General features: G+C 55.3%; 14 protein-coding genes. All 14 read right to left on the reverse strand.

The features are described 5' to 3' along the window. Positions 1–14 precede the first annotated feature (14 nt). The 14 genes from ispG to B5F94_RS12450 all read right to left on the reverse strand — a co-directional run bounded on the left by ispG (position 15) and on the right by B5F94_RS12450 (position 15,305). On the reverse strand, positions 15–1,052 hold the full coding sequence (gene ispG / locus B5F94_RS12385) for a flavodoxin-dependent (E)-4-hydroxy-3-methylbut-2-enyl-diphosphate synthase (RefSeq protein WP_087330519.1): 1,038 nt from the start codon (positions 1,050–1,052) through the stop codon (positions 15–17). A 14-nt stretch (positions 1,053–1,066) separates the two neighbouring features. Continuing rightward, the gene (locus tag B5F94_RS12390) at positions 1,067–2,140 is read right to left on the reverse strand and encodes a M50 family metallopeptidase (RefSeq protein WP_087330521.1); all 1,074 of its coding nucleotides are present in this window, start codon (positions 2,138–2,140) and stop codon (positions 1,067–1,069) included. Between the two features lie 18 nt (positions 2,141–2,158). Beyond that, complete coding sequence (locus tag B5F94_RS12395; protein WP_087330523.1) at positions 2,159–3,298, reverse strand: 1-deoxy-D-xylulose-5-phosphate reductoisomerase; 1,140 nt, start codon at positions 3,296–3,298, stop codon at positions 2,159–2,161. Between the two features lie 4 nt (positions 3,299–3,302). Next, complete coding sequence (locus B5F94_RS12400) at positions 3,303–4,127, reverse strand: phosphatidate cytidylyltransferase (protein ID WP_242965672.1); 825 nt, start codon at positions 4,125–4,127, stop codon at positions 3,303–3,305. After that, entirely contained in the window at positions 4,128–4,871 is a 744-nt protein-coding gene (locus B5F94_RS12405) for an isoprenyl transferase (protein ID WP_087187993.1), read from the reverse strand. A 71-nt stretch (positions 4,872–4,942) separates the two neighbouring features. Then, positions 4,943–5,497 carry a ribosome recycling factor gene (gene frr, locus B5F94_RS12410; protein ID WP_087187992.1) on the reverse strand — a complete coding sequence of 185 codons (555 nt, stop codon included), beginning with the start codon at positions 5,495–5,497 and terminating at the stop codon, positions 4,943–4,945. A gap of 1 nt (position 5,498) precedes the next feature. After that, positions 5,499–6,221, reverse strand: coding sequence for a UMP kinase (gene pyrH, locus B5F94_RS12415; protein ID WP_087187991.1), 723 nt, complete (start codon positions 6,219–6,221; stop codon positions 5,499–5,501). 180 nt (positions 6,222–6,401) lie between these two features. Further along, positions 6,402–8,270, reverse strand: coding sequence for a heavy metal translocating P-type ATPase (locus B5F94_RS12420; RefSeq protein ID WP_087330525.1), 1,869 nt, complete (start codon positions 8,268–8,270; stop codon positions 6,402–6,404). Positions 8,271–8,376: 106 nt separating this feature from the next. Then, positions 8,377–9,342, reverse strand: coding sequence for an IS30 family transposase (locus B5F94_RS12425; RefSeq protein WP_087330527.1), 966 nt, complete (start codon positions 9,340–9,342; stop codon positions 8,377–8,379). A 164-nt stretch (positions 9,343–9,506) separates the two neighbouring features. After that, positions 9,507–10,760, reverse strand: coding sequence for an anti-sigma-I factor RsgI family protein (locus tag B5F94_RS12430; RefSeq protein ID WP_087330529.1), 1,254 nt, complete (start codon positions 10,758–10,760; stop codon positions 9,507–9,509). Then, a complete protein-coding gene (locus tag B5F94_RS12435) occupies positions 10,757–11,338 on the reverse strand; it encodes an RNA polymerase sigma factor (protein WP_087330531.1) in 582 nt (193 codons plus the stop codon). Before B5F94_RS12435 ends, B5F94_RS12430 begins: the two co-directional genes overlap by 4 nt. Positions 11,339–11,473: 135 nt before the next feature. Beyond that, positions 11,474–11,824 carry a sigma-70 family RNA polymerase sigma factor gene (locus tag B5F94_RS12440; protein WP_242965673.1) on the reverse strand — a complete coding sequence of 117 codons (351 nt, stop codon included), beginning with the start codon at positions 11,822–11,824 and terminating at the stop codon, positions 11,474–11,476. A 7-nt stretch (positions 11,825–11,831) separates the two neighbouring features. Further along, the gene (locus B5F94_RS12445; protein ID WP_087330534.1) at positions 11,832–13,559 is read right to left on the reverse strand and encodes a recombinase family protein; all 1,728 of its coding nucleotides are present in this window, start codon (positions 13,557–13,559) and stop codon (positions 11,832–11,834) included. A 477-nt stretch (positions 13,560–14,036) separates the two neighbouring features. Then, positions 14,037–15,305 carry a site-specific integrase gene (locus tag B5F94_RS12450; protein ID WP_087187675.1) on the reverse strand — a complete coding sequence of 423 codons (1,269 nt, stop codon included), beginning with the start codon at positions 15,303–15,305 and terminating at the stop codon, positions 14,037–14,039. Positions 15,306–15,529 lie beyond the last annotated feature (224 nt).

The raw sequence follows: 15,529 nt of genomic DNA on the forward strand, positions 1-15,529 counted from the left end.
GACACGCTCCTGCTTTACAGTTGGTCGATCAGGGTAAACAGCTCGTCCACCAGCTGCTCCTGGGGGACCTTCTTCACGATCTCGCCCTTGCGGAACAGAAGGCCCTCCCCCTGTCCACCGGCAATACCTACATCGGCGGCGGCGGCTTCGCCGGGGCCGTTGACCACGCAGCCCATCACTGCCACGGTAATGGGCTTGTGGACTTCCTTCAGCCGATCCTCCACCTGGTGGGCCAGGTCAATCAGATCAATGCGGGTACGGCCGCAGGTGGGACAGGACACCAGATTGGGCTCGTTGGCTGCCATACCCAGGGCCTTCAGGATATCCTTGGCGGCGTACACCTCCTCCACCGGGTCGGCGGATAGAGACACCCGCAGGGTGTCGCCGATACCCAGGGCCAGCAGACCCCCGATGCCGATGGCGGACTTGATGGTACCCATACGGGTGGTGCCCGTCTCGGTAACGCCAAGGTGTAAAGGATAATCACTTTTCCCGCTCATCAGCTTGTAGGCCGCCATCGTGGTAACTACCGATGAAGACTTAAGCGACACACAGATGTCGTGGAAATCATACTGCTCCAACAGAGCGATATGGCCAAAGGCGGACTCCACCAGGGCCTCCGGGGTGACTCCGCCGTACTTGGCTAGCAGGGGCTTCTCCAGAGAACCGCCGTTGACGCCAATGCGGATGGGAAGGTGTCTTGCTTTACAGGCTTCCGCTACCGCTTTCACCCGGTCTTCCCCGCCAATGTTGCCGGGATTGATGCGCACCGCGTCGCACCCCTCCTCCACACAGGCCAGAGCCAGCTTGTAGTCAAAGTGAATATCCACCACCAGCGGGATATGAATACGGGCTTTGATAGCCCCCACAGCCTTGGCCGCCGCCATATCGGGTACCGCTACCCGGATGATCTGGCAGCCTGCCTCCTCCAGACGGAGGATCTGATTCACCGTGGCTGTCACATCCTCGGTGCGGGTGTTGGTCATGGATTGAATGGTGACCGGAGCGCCGCCGCCCACCGGGACGCCGCCCACAAGAATCTGTCTGGTCATTGGTATACCTCCCGCTAAAACAGCTTGATCACGTCGTTGACCGCCACCACCACCATTAAGGCGATGAGGCAGAAAAAGCCCACGGCATTCACATAGCCCAGATACTTTTCATTCATCTTCTTTTTGGTAATGAGCCGGTAGATCCCGCCCACAAACACAAACAGGATCTGTCCGCCGTCCAAAGCCGGGATGGGCAGCAGATTCATCACCGCCAGGTTAATGGCAATCAGAGCAGTAAAGTCCAGAATGTTGATGAACAGGCCGAACAAACCGGCCGCTGCGGCGCCTGCCTGGCCCACATCGCCTGCCACGGCCACAATGCCGATGACGCCCGACATATCGTTGAGGCCCACCGCACCGGTAATCAGGTCGCCAAGGCCCATCCATACCATACGGACGTAGTCCACCGCCTGATACCAGGTGTTCCGCAGCAGGGTCAGGGGGGTATCCTCCTGGAACTCGCCCAGATAAATTCCCCGCTTCATGACCTGATTGCCGTTTTCATCGGTGAGCTGTCGATAGGGCAGGTCAATGGTGCCCAGATCCACCTTCTCACCGTCCCGCAGCACCACCACATCCACCTGCTCCCCTGCTCGCTCCAGGAAGATAAAGGCGTCGTTGTTGAAGTAAATGCGGTGGCCGTCAATGGAATAAAACTGATCCCCCGGCTGTAGCCCGGTCTGGGCGATATCCTCCGCGCCAGTCATATAACCGGTGACCACCGGCATAGAGGGACTGCCCGCCAGAGCCATGATGATGAGGATAAGCACCACACCGGTAATGAAATTCATGAACGCACCGGCCACCAGAATGATAAGCCGCTTCCAGCCCGCCTTGTTGCCAAAGGCCCTGGGATCATCGGATGACTCTCCCTCTCCCTCCATGGCGCAGAAGCCGCCGATGGGAAAGGCACGCAAGCTGTAAAGTGTCTCACCTTTCTCCCTGGAAAACAGCTTGGGGCCCATACCGATGGCAAATTCGTTTACCTTTACCCCCATCAGCTTGGCGGCAATGAAGTGGCCGAATTCATGGACGGCAATGAGCAGCCCGAAAAACAGGATGATGAGCACAATGGAAAGTACGTTCATAAACACCTCAAACTCAGATTACTTGCCCGCTGCCTGACGGGCCTCTTTGTCTGCTTCCAATACGTCCTCCAGTGTGGGAGACTGGACCACAGGCACCTGGGCCAGCGCCCGCTCCACCCGCTTGGCAATCTCGCCAAAGGAGATCTGCCCCGCCAGGAAGAGGCCCACCGCCGCCTCATTGGCGCCGTTGAGAATGGCGGTGGCGGTGCCGCCGGTTTTGGCAGCCTCCAGCGCCAGGGAGAGGCAGGGAAACGCCTCATAGTCCGGAGCATGGAAGGTCAGCGGCGGACAGGTCAGCAGGTCCAGCGGCTTTGCCGCCGCCTGGGTACGGGCGGGCCAGGTCAATGCGTACTGGATGGGCAGGCGCATATCAGGCACCCCCAGCTGGGCCAGCACCGCGTTATCACAGTATTCCACCAGGGAGTGGATGATGCTCTCCCGATGGACCACAATGGAGATTTTTTCCGGCGGCATCCGATAGAGCCGCATAGCCTCGATAAACTCCAGGCCTTTGTTCATCAGCGTAGCCGAGTCCACCGTGATCTTAGCCCCCATCGACCAGTTGGGGTGCTTCAGGGCCTGCTCCACCGTGGCGGAGGCAATGGCCTCCTTATCCCAACCCCAGAAGGGCCCGCCGGAGGCGGTTAGGATAAGGCGTTTCACCTCTCCCCTGTCCCGGCTGCCCTGGAGGCACTGGAAGATGGCGGAATGCTCCGAGTCCACCGGTACGATCTCCGCGCCGTACTGATCGGCCCCATTCATCACCAGCTCCCCGGCACACACCAGGGTCTCCTTATTGGCCAGGGCAATGCGCTTGCCCTGACGGACCGCCGCCAGGGTAGGAACCAGGCCCACCATACCCACCACGGCGGTGAGCACAGTGTCCGCCTCCTCCATGGTGGCCGCCTCCACCAGTCCCTCGGGACCGGAGGCTACCCGGATGGACGTATCTGTCAGCCGGATTTTCAGCTCGGCGGCGGCGGCAGGGTCCATCATGACAGCCAGCCGCGGCCGGAACTGGCGGCATTGGACCTCCATCCGCGCTACGTCCCGGTTGGCGGTCAAGGAAGCCACAGTCATGCCACAGGCGGCAATCACTTCCAGTGACTGCCGCCCGATGGAGCCGGTAGAACCCAGCAAAGAAATGCAGTTGCTCATGTGTTCAGCCTCCCACAGCGGGCAGGAATTGGATCAGCAGTTCGATCAGGGGCGCGCAGAAGATCACGCTGTCGAAACGGTCCAGCACGCCGCCGTGGCCGGGGAAAATGTTGCCAAAATCCTTGATGCCATACTCCCGCTTGATATAGGAAAAAGACAGGTCGCCCAGCTGGGATACAATGCTGCCCAGAGCGCCGTAAATCACAAGATACAGGTAATTGACCTGCATGGAGAAGACAAACTGGAGGACAGCGCCATAGATCACCGTGCAGATAATGGCACCTGCAAAGCCGCCCACAGCGCCCTCCACCGTCTTTTTGGGGGAGAGCTCAGGCGCCAGCTTATGCTTGCCAAAGGCCATGCCTGCAAAGAGGGCAAAGGCATCGCTGAGGAAAGCCACCTCAAAGGGCAGCACGATGAGGGCCATCCAGTGCTCCATGAGCCGGATCCGCAGCAGCGAGGACAGGAAAAAGGGAATGACTATACTGAGGAAGAAAGCGCCTCCCATTTTCTCCAGGGTAATGCGCTTATGGCTGCCAATGGCCTCGGCAAAGAGAAGCACCACATAGAGGAACATTCCGGCCAAGGCGGGTATTAGTTTGCCGTTATAGTAGACCCAGAACGGAATGAGGCCTGCCAAAACAATGGAATAGCCGGAAATACGGGTATGCTTGAGAAATCCGGTGGACCACAGTACCTCATGCACCGCGATCATAGACAATCCGGCCACCAGAATGGGCAGGATGACCGGATAGACCGGCGAGACACCGTATACCGCTGCCGCCAGCAGCGGGATACAGACCACCGCCACCATGATTCGCTTGACCACTCAGACACCTCCATAGCGGCGGGAACGGCCCTGATAAGCCGCCAGCGCCTTGTTCAGCTCTTCCTTGCTGAAGTCAGGCCACAGCACGTCGGTATAGTAGAATTCCGCGTAGGCCGACTGCCACAGCAAGAAGTTGGAGATCCGCAGCTCACCGCTGGGCCGGATCACCAGGTCCGGGTCGGGTACCCCGGCAGAATAGAGGTAACCGGAAAAATCCGCCTCTGTCAGCTGAGCGGGGTCCTTCTTCCCCGCCGCACACTCCGCCGCAAAAGCCCGGGCCGCACGGACAATCTCATCCCGTCCGCCATAGTTGAAGCATACGTTGACCTGCATACCATCATAGTGTGTGGAGATATCGTCGGTACGCACCGTCAATTCTCTCAACTCCGGAGGAAGTGCCTCCAGATCTCCGAAAAAGTGGAGTCTGATCTTGTCCCGTTCCATTTTTTCGATGGACTCCAGCAGATATTTCTTCAGCAGTCCGATGATGGCGGAGACCTCCTCCAGAGGCCGCTTCCAATTCTCCGTGGAGAAGGCGTATACCGTCAGATACTCAATTCCGATCTTCTGACAGTATGTGGCGATGGTACGGAAGGTCTCCGCGCCAGCGGCGTGTCCTGCCGTACGGGGCAGCCCCCGACGCTTGGCCCAGCGGCCGTTGCCGTCCATGATGATCGCCACATGACGGGGCAGGTGGTCGAAATCCACCTGGGCCTGCGCCGCCTTCGGTTTGAATAATGCCATGTTCAACCCGCCTATACGACACCAGTGCGGGACACTCTTCGCATCCCGCACCATGTGTCTCTTGTTTGATGTTATACCGCCATCAGTTCCGCTTCTTTTTTGACGGTCAGCTCATCGATCTCCTTGCACCGCTTGTCGGTGAGATCCTGGAGCTCCTTCTCATAGTCCTTGCGGTCGTCCTCGGTCATCTCGCCCTTTTTCTCCAGAGCCTTGAACTTCTCCATAGCGTCCCGCCGGATGTTGCGGATGGCCACCTTACCGTTCTCACCGTACTTCTTCACCTGCTTGGTCAGTTCCTTACGGCGCTCCTCGGTGAGCTGGGGGAAGGACAGGCGGATCACACGGCCGTCGTTCTGGGGGTTGATACCCAGATCAGAGCACTGGATGGCCTTCTCGATGGCCTTCAGCAGAGTACCGTCCCAAGGCTGGATCATCAGGGAACGGGGATCGGGAGAGGAAATGGCGGCCACCTGATTCAGGGGGGTGGGAGCGCCGTAGTAGTCCACCGTAATTTTATCCAGCACGGCGGCGTTGGCCCGGCCGGCACGGACACTGGCGAAATCACTCATCACTACGTCGATGGTCTTTTTCATCTTGGCGTCGAATTCTTTATTGAGCTCTTTCATTTCACGGTTCCTCCTTGACGATGGTTCCGATTTTTTCACCCATGACCACACGCAGAATGTTCTCAGGGTCCTTGAGTGCGAACAGGATCACCGGGATCTTGTTGTCCATGGACAGGGACGTGGCGGTGGAATCCATCACCTCCAGGTGCTGAGCCAGCACATCGTCATAGGTGATGGTATCATACTTCACCGCGTTGGGGTCCTTGCGGGGATCGGCGGAATACACGCCGTCAATGTTCTTGGCCAGCAGAATGGCGTCGGCGTCGATCTCCGCAGCCCGCAGCACAGCCGCCGTATCGGTGGAGAAGAAGGGATTGCCGGTGCCGCAGCCGAAAATGACCACTCTGCCCTTCTCCATATGCCGGATGGCCTTGGAACGGATGTAGGGCTCGGCGATGGACCGCATTTCAATGGCGGTCTGCACCCGCACGTCCACACCCTTCTGCTCCAGCACGTCGGCCACTGCCAGTGCATTGATGGTGGTAGCCAGCATTCCCATGTGGTCGGCACGGGTACGCTCCATCCGGTCGCCGCCATCCTTCAGGCCGCGCCAGAAATTGCCGCCGCCAACCACGATACCCACCTGGACACCGGCTGCCACGCACTTCTTGATTACGTCGCAAACGCTGCCGATGACATCGAAATCCAGACCCCGGCTGGCCTCGCCGGCGAGGGCCTCGCCGCTGAGCTTCAGAAGAATCCGCTTGAACTGCGGTTCACTCATATGTTCAACCCCTTTTCGGAAAATCATGCTATCTTATTTTAATATAGTTTTCCATTTTTGCATAGAGGTTAGGCTAAAGTTTTTCAAATTATTCGTATTCTCTCCTTCCCTTCCTGTAAAAATTGTCAAGGGCTCTGTTCCCGCCTTCAAAAAAGCGGGAACAGAGCCCGGTTTCCCCTTTTACGCCCTTTTGTGCCAGCGCAGCAGCAGGGCAGAATTGACAATGACCACCACCGAGCCCGCGTTGTGGACCAGCGCCCCCACCACAGGATTCAGAATGCCGGTAATGGCCAAGGCAATGGCCGCAAAGTTCAGCGCCATGGAGAAGGTCAGATTGCATTTGATGGTGACCATCATCCGCCGGGCCAGCCGCAGCAGATGGGGCAGCTGCCGTAGATCGTCCCCCACCAGGGCCATATCGGCGGCATCCACAGCGATATCGCTGCCCACACCGCCCATGGCAATACCCACCATGGCCCGTTTCAGTGCGGGGGCATCGTTGATGCCGTCGCCGATCATGCACACCGGTCTGCCCTCTTCCTGAGCCCGGGCAATCCAATTCAGCTTGTCCTCCGGCAGGCATCCAGCCTTCACCTCCCGGATATTCAGCAGTGCCGCGATATGCCCGGCGGCGCTTGGGTGATCCCCCGTCAGCAGCACCGGCTGCACTCCGGCACCCTTCACTTCCCAAATGGTTTCTGCCGCGTCGGGCCGCAGGGTATCGGCCAGAGCCATCACCCCGATCAATGTTCCCTCCTCTGCCAGATAGATAAGGGTACACCCCTCGTCCAGCCGGGCCTGAACAAAGCCCTCCGCCTCCTGGGGCATGGGCACACCCAACTGCTCCATCAGCGCCAGATTGCCTGCCCATAGGTCTCTGCCCTCCACAATGCCCTTCAATCCCAGGCCGGGCAGCACCTCCACGCTCTCCCCCTTCAGCACCAGATCAGGAAAGCGCTCCCGTCCACCCGCGGTAACAGCCTTACCCAGAGGGTGCTCCGACCAGGACTCCAGGCCCACAGCCCCTGTCCACACCTGTTCCTCCGTCCGGCCATTCAGGGGAAGCACCGCAGTTACCTGCAGCTTTCCTAATGTAAGAGTGCCCGTCTTGTCAAAAGCCACACACTGGACCCCAGCCAGCCGCTCCAGCGCGTCTCCCTCCCTCACCAAGAATCCGTGGCGGGTGGCGTTGCCAATGGCCGCCATAATGGCGGTAGGGGTAGCCAGCACCAGGGCACAGGGGCAGAACACCACCAAAATAGTCACCGCCCGGATCAGCTCCCCGGTAACAAAGCCGGTGATGGCAGCAGCAGACAGGGCAATCACCACGATCCAGGTGGCCCACCGGTCGGCCAGTCCCACGATTTTCGCTTTACCTGCGTCCGCCGACTGGACCAGCCGTACCATCCGCTGGATGGAGCTGTCCTCCCCCACCCGGGTGGCCTCCATGGTGAAGGCCCCATATTGGTTGACCGTTCCGCTGGACACCTGGTCTCCTGGGGCCTTGTCCACCGGCAAGGACTCTCCTGTCATGACCGATTGGTCCACAGAGGTGCGCCCGTCCCTTATGATCCCATCCACAGGAATGGTCTCACCGGGCAGCACCCGCAGCAGTTCCCCCACCTGTACCATCTCCGCGGGCACCACCTCTTCCCCGTCGCCAGTCAGCCGGCGAGCAGTGCGAGGCGTCAGTTTCACCAGCTTTTCAATGCCCGCTCTGGCTCGGGCCACCGTCAGATCCTCCAGCAGGGCGCCCAGTTGCATGATAAAGGCCACCTCACCGGCGGCAAAGTCCTCGCCGATGATCACCGAAGCCACCAGAGCAATGGATACCAGCACATCCGCCTTGATGTCAAAGGCAGTGATCAGCCCAATGAACGCCTCCAAAATAATGGGCAGACCGCACAGCACAATGGCCACCCAGGCCGGGTCTACCGGCAGATGAGTCCCCCACAGAATGCTGACCACCAGAGCCAGCCCGGAAAGAACAAGCAGTGTGATATCCTTGCGGACACCGCCCCACTCCAGTATGGCCTCCAATTTTTTCATATCATCCGCCCCCTATACCCCTATGGGTATCTCGCCATCATTATACCCATGGGGGTATAGGTTGTCAAGGGGAAGTGTGATTCCCTTGTTCTAGTGAATTGTCAAACTAAGTGCAACAGGAATAGAGTTCAAAGTCCCATAATTCCTGTGCGGAATGGAAATTCAAAACTTTGCGAGGCCTGGCGTTAATTAACGCCAGGTTTCGTTTTAGCGTGGCAGGAGCGACCCTGGATAGATTCCTGCCTTTCGGATAGAACTCCCGGAGCAGGCCGTTCAGATTCTCGTTAGTGCCTTTCTGCCAAGCACAATAGGGGTCGGCAAAATAGACATCGCAGTGCAGCCGTTCTTCGATTCTGCGCCAGTTAGCAAATTCCGTGCCCCGGTCGCAAGTAATTGTCTTGACCAACTGTGGCGGGAAAGCGGAAAGTACAGAGACGATCGCGTTCTCCATGGTCTCAGCCCTTCGGTCCGGAATCTTAACTGCAATGTAAAAACGCGTCTTACGTTCCGCCAGTGTGGCGAAGCAGGCCTTGCTCTTGCCCTGGCCGCTTACAACCGTATCTGCTTCCCAGTGGCCGGCCTCTTTCCGGCTGTACACAGATTTGTCCCGCTTGCGGATCGACTTGCCCTTACTGTATTTTCCACGTGTTTCCTTGCTCCCATGGCTTTTCCCCTTGCGCCGCAGCACTTTCAAGTTCCCGTTCACCAGGTATTTCTCATAGATCCAACGGTAGATTGTCCGCCAACTGGGCATTTTCAGTTCGCATGGTGTGCAGGCGATCTGTTCCGGTGACCATGTCGCTTTCAATTTCTCATTGATGTAGTTAATCACTTCCTGTGAATGGAACATCCCTCGATGGCAATAGGAGCGCCGCAGCAGATACTTCTTTTGTGCTGTATGAGGATAGTAAGTGGGAATGTCATACATATGTGTACAGTTTCGTCGTATCTCCCGTGAGATCGTACTCACGTTCCTTCCTACCAGCCGTGCGATCTCTCGGTAGCTCAGGCCATCCACATAATATTTCCGTATACAACTGCGCTCTTCTATGCTAAGATGATGGTAGTTCATATAGTCCCCTCCTGGTATTTTGGTTGTGTGGTTACTCCATTCTACCACAGGGGGCTGTATGAACTCTTTTTATTTTTCTAAAGTGTTGCACTTGATAGTATAATTCACCGTTCTACAAAAAATCGGGCAGCCATATGGCTGCCCGTTTTTCGGAAACAATCTGTTCAGTCGTCCCGCTCGGCACTTAGAATCCTGCCATCGGCAACGCTGATTTCATACTCATATTCATATCGGCCTGATTTAAACTCCACCTTGTAGCAGCCATCATCCGCTTCCAATTCCACTTCCAACTCCCGTGTATCCGAAAGGGCCACTCCGGCGTTGGACAAAGCAATATCTCTGGCCTCCTGGCTGCTGATGGTGCCGCTGGAACCACCCTGAGGCTGTTGGGTCTGGCCCGGAGCCGGTGTCTGGATGGTCTGTCCCTCCTGCTCCGCCTTGATAATAGCACCGGTGGCCGCGTCGATGTCGTATTCATACTCCACACCGCTGACGCCAAATTCAACCTCGTAAACCATCCGGCCATCTTCATAGTCATAGTCAGCTTCCAGGTAGTCCAGCTGGGACTGCTGAACACCGGCATGGGTCAGCGCCGTCTGGGTGGCGGCATCCACACCCACATAGCCACTCTGGCTTGCAGTACCGGTAGAACGGATGCTTTCCTGCTCACCGCTCTGGTCTGTCAGGTCGGCAGCAGCCTCGGAATTGGCCAATAGGTTCAGTTCGTTGATGGACAAGCCTACCAGGGACTCAAAGGTCAGGTGGGAACTGCTGTCCACCAATGTCTGGATCAATGCGGCCTTACCCTGGGAGATCCCGTATTCTTCCGCCTTCTGCTGCAAGGCATCATCTGTGGCAAAGCTCTGGGAAAGGATGGCTCCATTGATAGAAGCCGACTCCAGCACCTGGGAGATCTCCCCTGTCAGCTTCTCTTCCAACGCAGCGCCCCGGGTCAAATCGTCATCCTCCACCGAAATCAGCACAGAATTGGCCAGTTCATCCACATATCCATGCTTCAGCAGAGAACCAATAATGGCATTGACTGCCACCTCCAGATCCGTACCGGTCAGATCCATGCCGTCCAAAATCTGATTGGCATCATCGTTGACCGGGGTGGCGGAAAGAACCTTTTCTTCCCGGTTTACCTCCAGCCGGACACAGGGATTCACGTCGAGGGAGACCACAGAGGCTACCGCGTTGGCCTGCTGATACCGCACTCCGGCCACACCGCCGCCAATGGCAAGCGCCAAGCAGGCAGCCGCGATCCAGGGCAGGATGCGCTTTCGCCGTTTGGGTGCGGAAATCGGAATAATCTCCCCATTCTGGGGCCCCAGGCGAGCAAGCACCGCCTCCACATCGTCAGGCGCGGCGTGCTCCAGTGCCGCATGGAGTTTACGCTCCAATTCCTGATCATTCACGGTTTCTCACCCCCTTCCAGTATGGTCCGCAGCTTCTGCAGCGCCCGGCGGTACTTGGACAGCACCGTAGACAGCGGCAGATCCAGCAGGTGCGCGATCTCCTTATGTTTCCAGCCGGTGACTGCGTGGAGGGTAACCACCTGGCGCTCTTCATCGGTCAGACCTTCCAGCGCAGCCCGCAGTACCTGACGGTCCTCCACCGTTACCAGAGGACTGTCCGCCGCCAGCCGTTCCCAGGATTCCGGTTCCAATTCCTCCGTCTTGCCCCGCTCCCGCAGCTTCATCAGGGCCAGATTGCGGGCAACGGTGAGTACCCACGCCAGCGGTGTACCACGGGACTGGTATTGATGGACATTTTCCCAAACACGCACAAAAGTATCTTGCGTCACATCCTCCGCATCATGGGTATTCTTGAGATAGGAGAGCGCAAGGCCGTATACAGCAGTCCGGGCATGATGATAGAGTTCCGCCAGTGCCTCCTGTTCTCCAGCCTGCATCCTGACCAGCAGCGGCTCCAGAATATCTGGAGCGGTCACCCGGCGGCTCTCCTCCGCCATGGTCTCCAGCAGGATCAGCATAGTTTTCTCTCCTCTCATTGGTGGAATGCAAAACACAGGCATTTTATTGCACTCAAATCAAAATAATTTTGCCGTCCGCACGAAGGCAAGACAGTTATTGTTATTATAACCCAACAATCACCGCCGCGTAAAGTCCTACCGCTGGGTCCCCATGGCTGTCTCCAGTTTTTTCAGCGCCTTTTTTTCAATGCGGGATACATAGGACCGCGAAATGCCGCATTTGGCAGCCACCTCCCGCTGGGTCAGGGGCTTACGGTCGTTGAGCCCGTAACGGAGGGTAATGATAGCGGCCTCCCGAGCATCCAGGCACTTCTTTACACACTCCCGTACCTGAATACACGCGTCTCTGGCATCCAGTTCCTCCAACATATCGTCATCCACGCTGATGGTATCCATCAGGGAAAGCGAATTCCCGTCCCCGTCTCCATCAATAGCATCCGACAGAGATACCTCTCCCTGGGTCTTACGCTGGGCACGAAAATGCATCAGGATCTCATTTGCTATCCTCTCCTGACGGACTCTTTGAATCGCCGCCATCCCAGTCGTCTGTTGGTTCTGGGTACTCGCAGTCCCCATCGTCGTTGAACAGATAGATGTGGGCGTTTTCTCCGTCCCAGACGATCCGCTTCACAAAGGTGCGGATCGCTGCCCGCTTCTGCTCCACACTGTAATCGACGAGGTTCTCCCCAAAGGAGGAAAGGAGCTGCCGGATAATATCAAACTCAATGTCGGACAGTTGATGCTTCTGGGTGATGGACTCCAATTCCTGCAGCCGCTTTTTGAGTACCTCGATCTCTTCATGCAGTTCATCCACCTGTTGGATGATATACTGCTCCGTATTGCTTCCTGCGGCTTTGGAGAGGGACAGAACCAGCGACTTAATACCGCTCTCCTTCTCCTCGATCTGCGACTTGATCTTGGCGATCTGGGCATCGCAGCCCTCCCGATTGCCCTGTATGATTTTCTTGGTCATGGTGATCTGCCGGGCCATCTCCTCGCTGTTTTTGCCCAGCTTTATCAGAAAGTCTACCACCTTTGTGTCCAGCGTATTGCCGTTTGCATTTTTCATATCGCACACATGGCCACGGCTGCGCTCTTTCATGGCACACATATAGGTGTAAATAGGTTCCCCGGATGCATTCGTGCGGCTGGTCAGTTTTGGCCGCATATAATCGCCGCAGCGGCCGCAGACCAGCAGCCCAGAGAGCAGGGCCACATTGCTCCTGGGCTTGCGATAGCTCTTGGATTTATTGAGCTCCAGCAGCTTTTGAACGCTGATCCACATAGCACCGGGGATCACGCCCTCATGTTTGCCCACCGACACGATCCATTCCTCCATCGGCTTTTCCTGGTTGGCCTTTCCAGGCTGCTGCAAAGTACGGTTATAAGCCATGATGCCATGCCTGCCGTCAAAGTCGGAGCGGTCCGAAAACAGTTCCACGCCCTTTTCCGTCAGGTATTCATACGCAGCTTCATCCGCGATCATATAGACGGGGTTGGTCAAAATACCCCGGATGGCAAAGCGGGTAAATGCTTTGCCCCGTTTTGTCCGGTATTTGCCTTGCAGCAGAAAGGCATCTGTCTGGGTCAGGGACTGTGTTTCCAGAAACTTGTCAAAAATCCGCTTGACCAGATCGATCTCGTCCGGAATGATTTTCAGCTTGCACGCCTTCCGTGTCTTTCCATCCACCGTCACACTGGTGATGCTCTCGGATTCATACCCGGTGGGCGTAGTCCCGCCCAGCCAGCGCCCGGTTTTGGCCAACTCATGCATATTGTCCCGGATGCGCTCTGCAATGGTTTCCCGCTCCAGCTGGGAAAAGACCGAGGCGATGTACATCATGGCCCGTCCCATTGGGGAAGATGTGTCAAACTGTTCCCGGATGGAGATAAAATCGATCTTACGTTTACCCAGGTCCTCGATCAGCTTGGCAAAGTCCCCAATGTTACGGCTGATGCGGTCAAGGCGGTAGACCACGATGGCCGCAAATGGGGTCTCCTGGGAGTCTTTCATCATCTTTTTGAATTGGGGGCGCTCCAGATTGCCCCCCGAAAAGCCCTCGTCCTCGTACACCAGGGCGGCATCTGCCTCCTCCTGACTGTAATGGGCGGCGATATACTGGCGGCACAATTCAATCTGGTTTTCGATACTTTCACCCTTGCCGGTAAACTTGGATTTCCGGGAGTAGATCACATATCGTTTGGTCGGCCGGTCTTTCATCCCGCGCTCCCCCTTTAGTGTGATATTACTACATCTATTATAACATAGATTATACAAGCCGCAAGGCAAGGAAGCTCGTTCAGTAAATTTTATGATACCGATACTGGTATACCTGAGTATGGCAAATGTTCATACCTATCATGCGCTCTACGGGGTCATGGCGAAGTATGCTTATAATGTGTCAGCGCTATTTACCACAGCAATCGAACTGCAAGGCCCGAAGTAATCTGCTCCACCCCTGGTTACCCGCACACACTTAATTGTTCCAATAGCGGTACAAAACAATTGTTTTGTATATAAAGCGCTTTAAGGTACATAAGCACACCTCTTTCTTCTCATAACCTCTTATCCCCTTTATTTCAAGGGGTTCCAGGCTTTTGGTGCTTACATAACCCCTCATAGTTTTCTATAACTTACCGATGTACTGGTGTAAATCCTGGTGCAAAATGGTGTTGACTGCGGCAAAATGGTGTAAACCTACATGAGTTTGAATTTACCTTCCAGGCTTTGAAAACTCTCAATTTTTTTGGACTCCGTTGCCTCATTATAAACATCCATCGTCGTTCGAATATTTCTATGCCCCATCACGTCTTGGATTATCTTGAGGTTTCTTTCATTTTCGCAGAACCTTGTGCAGAAAGTGTGGCGCAATATGTGGGCACTGAACTTTGGCAAATAACACGGTTCTCTGTTTTCTTGCTCGGCTTTGAAGTACTCTTCCCTATTAAATGCACTCGTGATGTTTTGTATGGCATCGAACACATACGCCGGAGTAAAAACCTTACCATGACTATTGAGGAAAATAAAACCGGTGTATTCTCCAATAGAGAAGGGCTCTAAATTGGGGTTTCTTCTCTTCGCCTTTTCAGCCAAAAGCGCTTCTTTCACTTCTGATAGCATTGGGATAACTCTTAGACCCGCTTTTGTCTTTGGCTCAGAAATTCGGTACCTATATCCCCCATTTTCGCTTTGCCTATATAGTAGGGTGTGATTTACACTGATTAACTTTTTTTCGAAATCGCAATCACACCATCTAAGTCCAAGTGCTTCACCGATCCGCATACCAGTACCAAGAAGAACAGTGAATAGTGTACCCAGGCGACAATAAATCCGCGACTGATAAACATACTCAATCAATTTCGTCTGTTCTTCTTCCGTTAATGCGTGACGCTTTTCCTGTTCAACCAGCAGCATCTTACGCAAGCTTTTCAAAACATTCGCTGCAGGATTCACACGAATAAGATTGTCCATTACAGCACTCTCAAACATTTGGTACAGTATGGAATGGACACTTTGAACCGTACTTGCCTTGAGGCCAAGATCTTGGACCATATGCATATACAATCTCTGAATGTCAGAAAACTTGACACTCCGGATTTTGCGTCCGCCAAGTTCATCCCGAACATGCTTGTCGTATAAGCAAATGTAATTACATCTTGTGGTTTCCTTGAGATCACTGCGCAAGTCCATGAAGGATTTGAACAGCGCGTTAACCGTTATTGTGTTTGCTTCGCCGGCACGTATACCATCCTCAAGATCTCTCTGGATCTGTCTTTCAAGGTCCCGAAGGGCCATCACGCATTTTTTACCCTCTGGCACCTTATCAGTACTGACCAGTTTCCAACTATATACCGCTTTCCGTTTTCCATCCGGATCGGTATATCGGAACATATACATACCGTCTCGCCTTTGCACCTCCCCATTTCTAAGGATTCTGCCTTTGCTGTCTTTTCGTTTACTTGGCATAGTAATTCCCCTTCTATCACGAGAAAAGGAATCTGATATAGCATTTTATTCTACCACATCAGATACTACTTTTCAAGATTCAACCTATTTCCGGTAACTCTGGCGGGTGTAGGACTACAATAGATATTGGACAGAAGGATAAAAAAGGATGAAGGATAAGGCCTCATCGGTTATAGTTGGAGTTGCAGACAACAACTTGACGAGAGGGGGCCATATCCTTCATG

Source organism: Flavonifractor sp. An4, from assembly GCF_002161755.1.
In the GTDB taxonomy this organism is placed as follows: domain Bacteria; phylum Bacillota; class Clostridia; order Oscillospirales; family Oscillospiraceae; genus Flavonifractor; species Flavonifractor avicola.

Coding starts and splice junctions, on each gene's coding strand:
- frr (WP_087187992.1), bottom strand. CDS start 5,497: ATGAAAGAGCTCAATAAAGAATTCGACGCCAAGATGAAAAAGACCATC.
- pyrH (WP_087187991.1), bottom strand. CDS start 6,221: ATGAGTGAACCGCAGTTCAAGCGGATTCTTCTGAAGCTCAGCGGCGAG.
- B5F94_RS12435 (WP_087330531.1), bottom strand. CDS start 11,338: ATGCTGATCCTGCTGGAGACCATGGCGGAGGAGAGCCGCCGGGTGACC.
- B5F94_RS12450 (WP_087187675.1), bottom strand. CDS start 15,305: ATGCCAAGTAAACGAAAAGACAGCAAAGGCAGAATCCTTAGAAATGGG.
- B5F94_RS12405 (WP_087187993.1), bottom strand. CDS start 4,871: ATGGCATTATTCAAACCGAAGGCGGCGCAGGCCCAGGTGGATTTCGAC.
- B5F94_RS12390 (WP_087330521.1), bottom strand. CDS start 2,140: ATGAACGTACTTTCCATTGTGCTCATCATCCTGTTTTTCGGGCTGCTC.
- B5F94_RS12445 (WP_087330534.1), bottom strand. CDS start 13,559: ATGAAAGACCGGCCGACCAAACGATATGTGATCTACTCCCGGAAATCC.
- B5F94_RS12425 (WP_087330527.1), bottom strand. CDS start 9,342: ATGAACTACCATCATCTTAGCATAGAAGAGCGCAGTTGTATACGGAAA.
- B5F94_RS12440 (WP_242965673.1), bottom strand. CDS start 11,824: ATGCATTTTCGTGCCCAGCGTAAGACCCAGGGAGAGGTATCTCTGTCG.
- B5F94_RS12395 (WP_087330523.1), bottom strand. CDS start 3,298: ATGAGCAACTGCATTTCTTTGCTGGGTTCTACCGGCTCCATCGGGCGG.
- B5F94_RS12420 (WP_087330525.1), bottom strand. CDS start 8,270: ATGAAAAAATTGGAGGCCATACTGGAGTGGGGCGGTGTCCGCAAGGAT.
- ispG (WP_087330519.1), bottom strand. CDS start 1,052: ATGACCAGACAGATTCTTGTGGGCGGCGTCCCGGTGGGCGGCGGCGCT.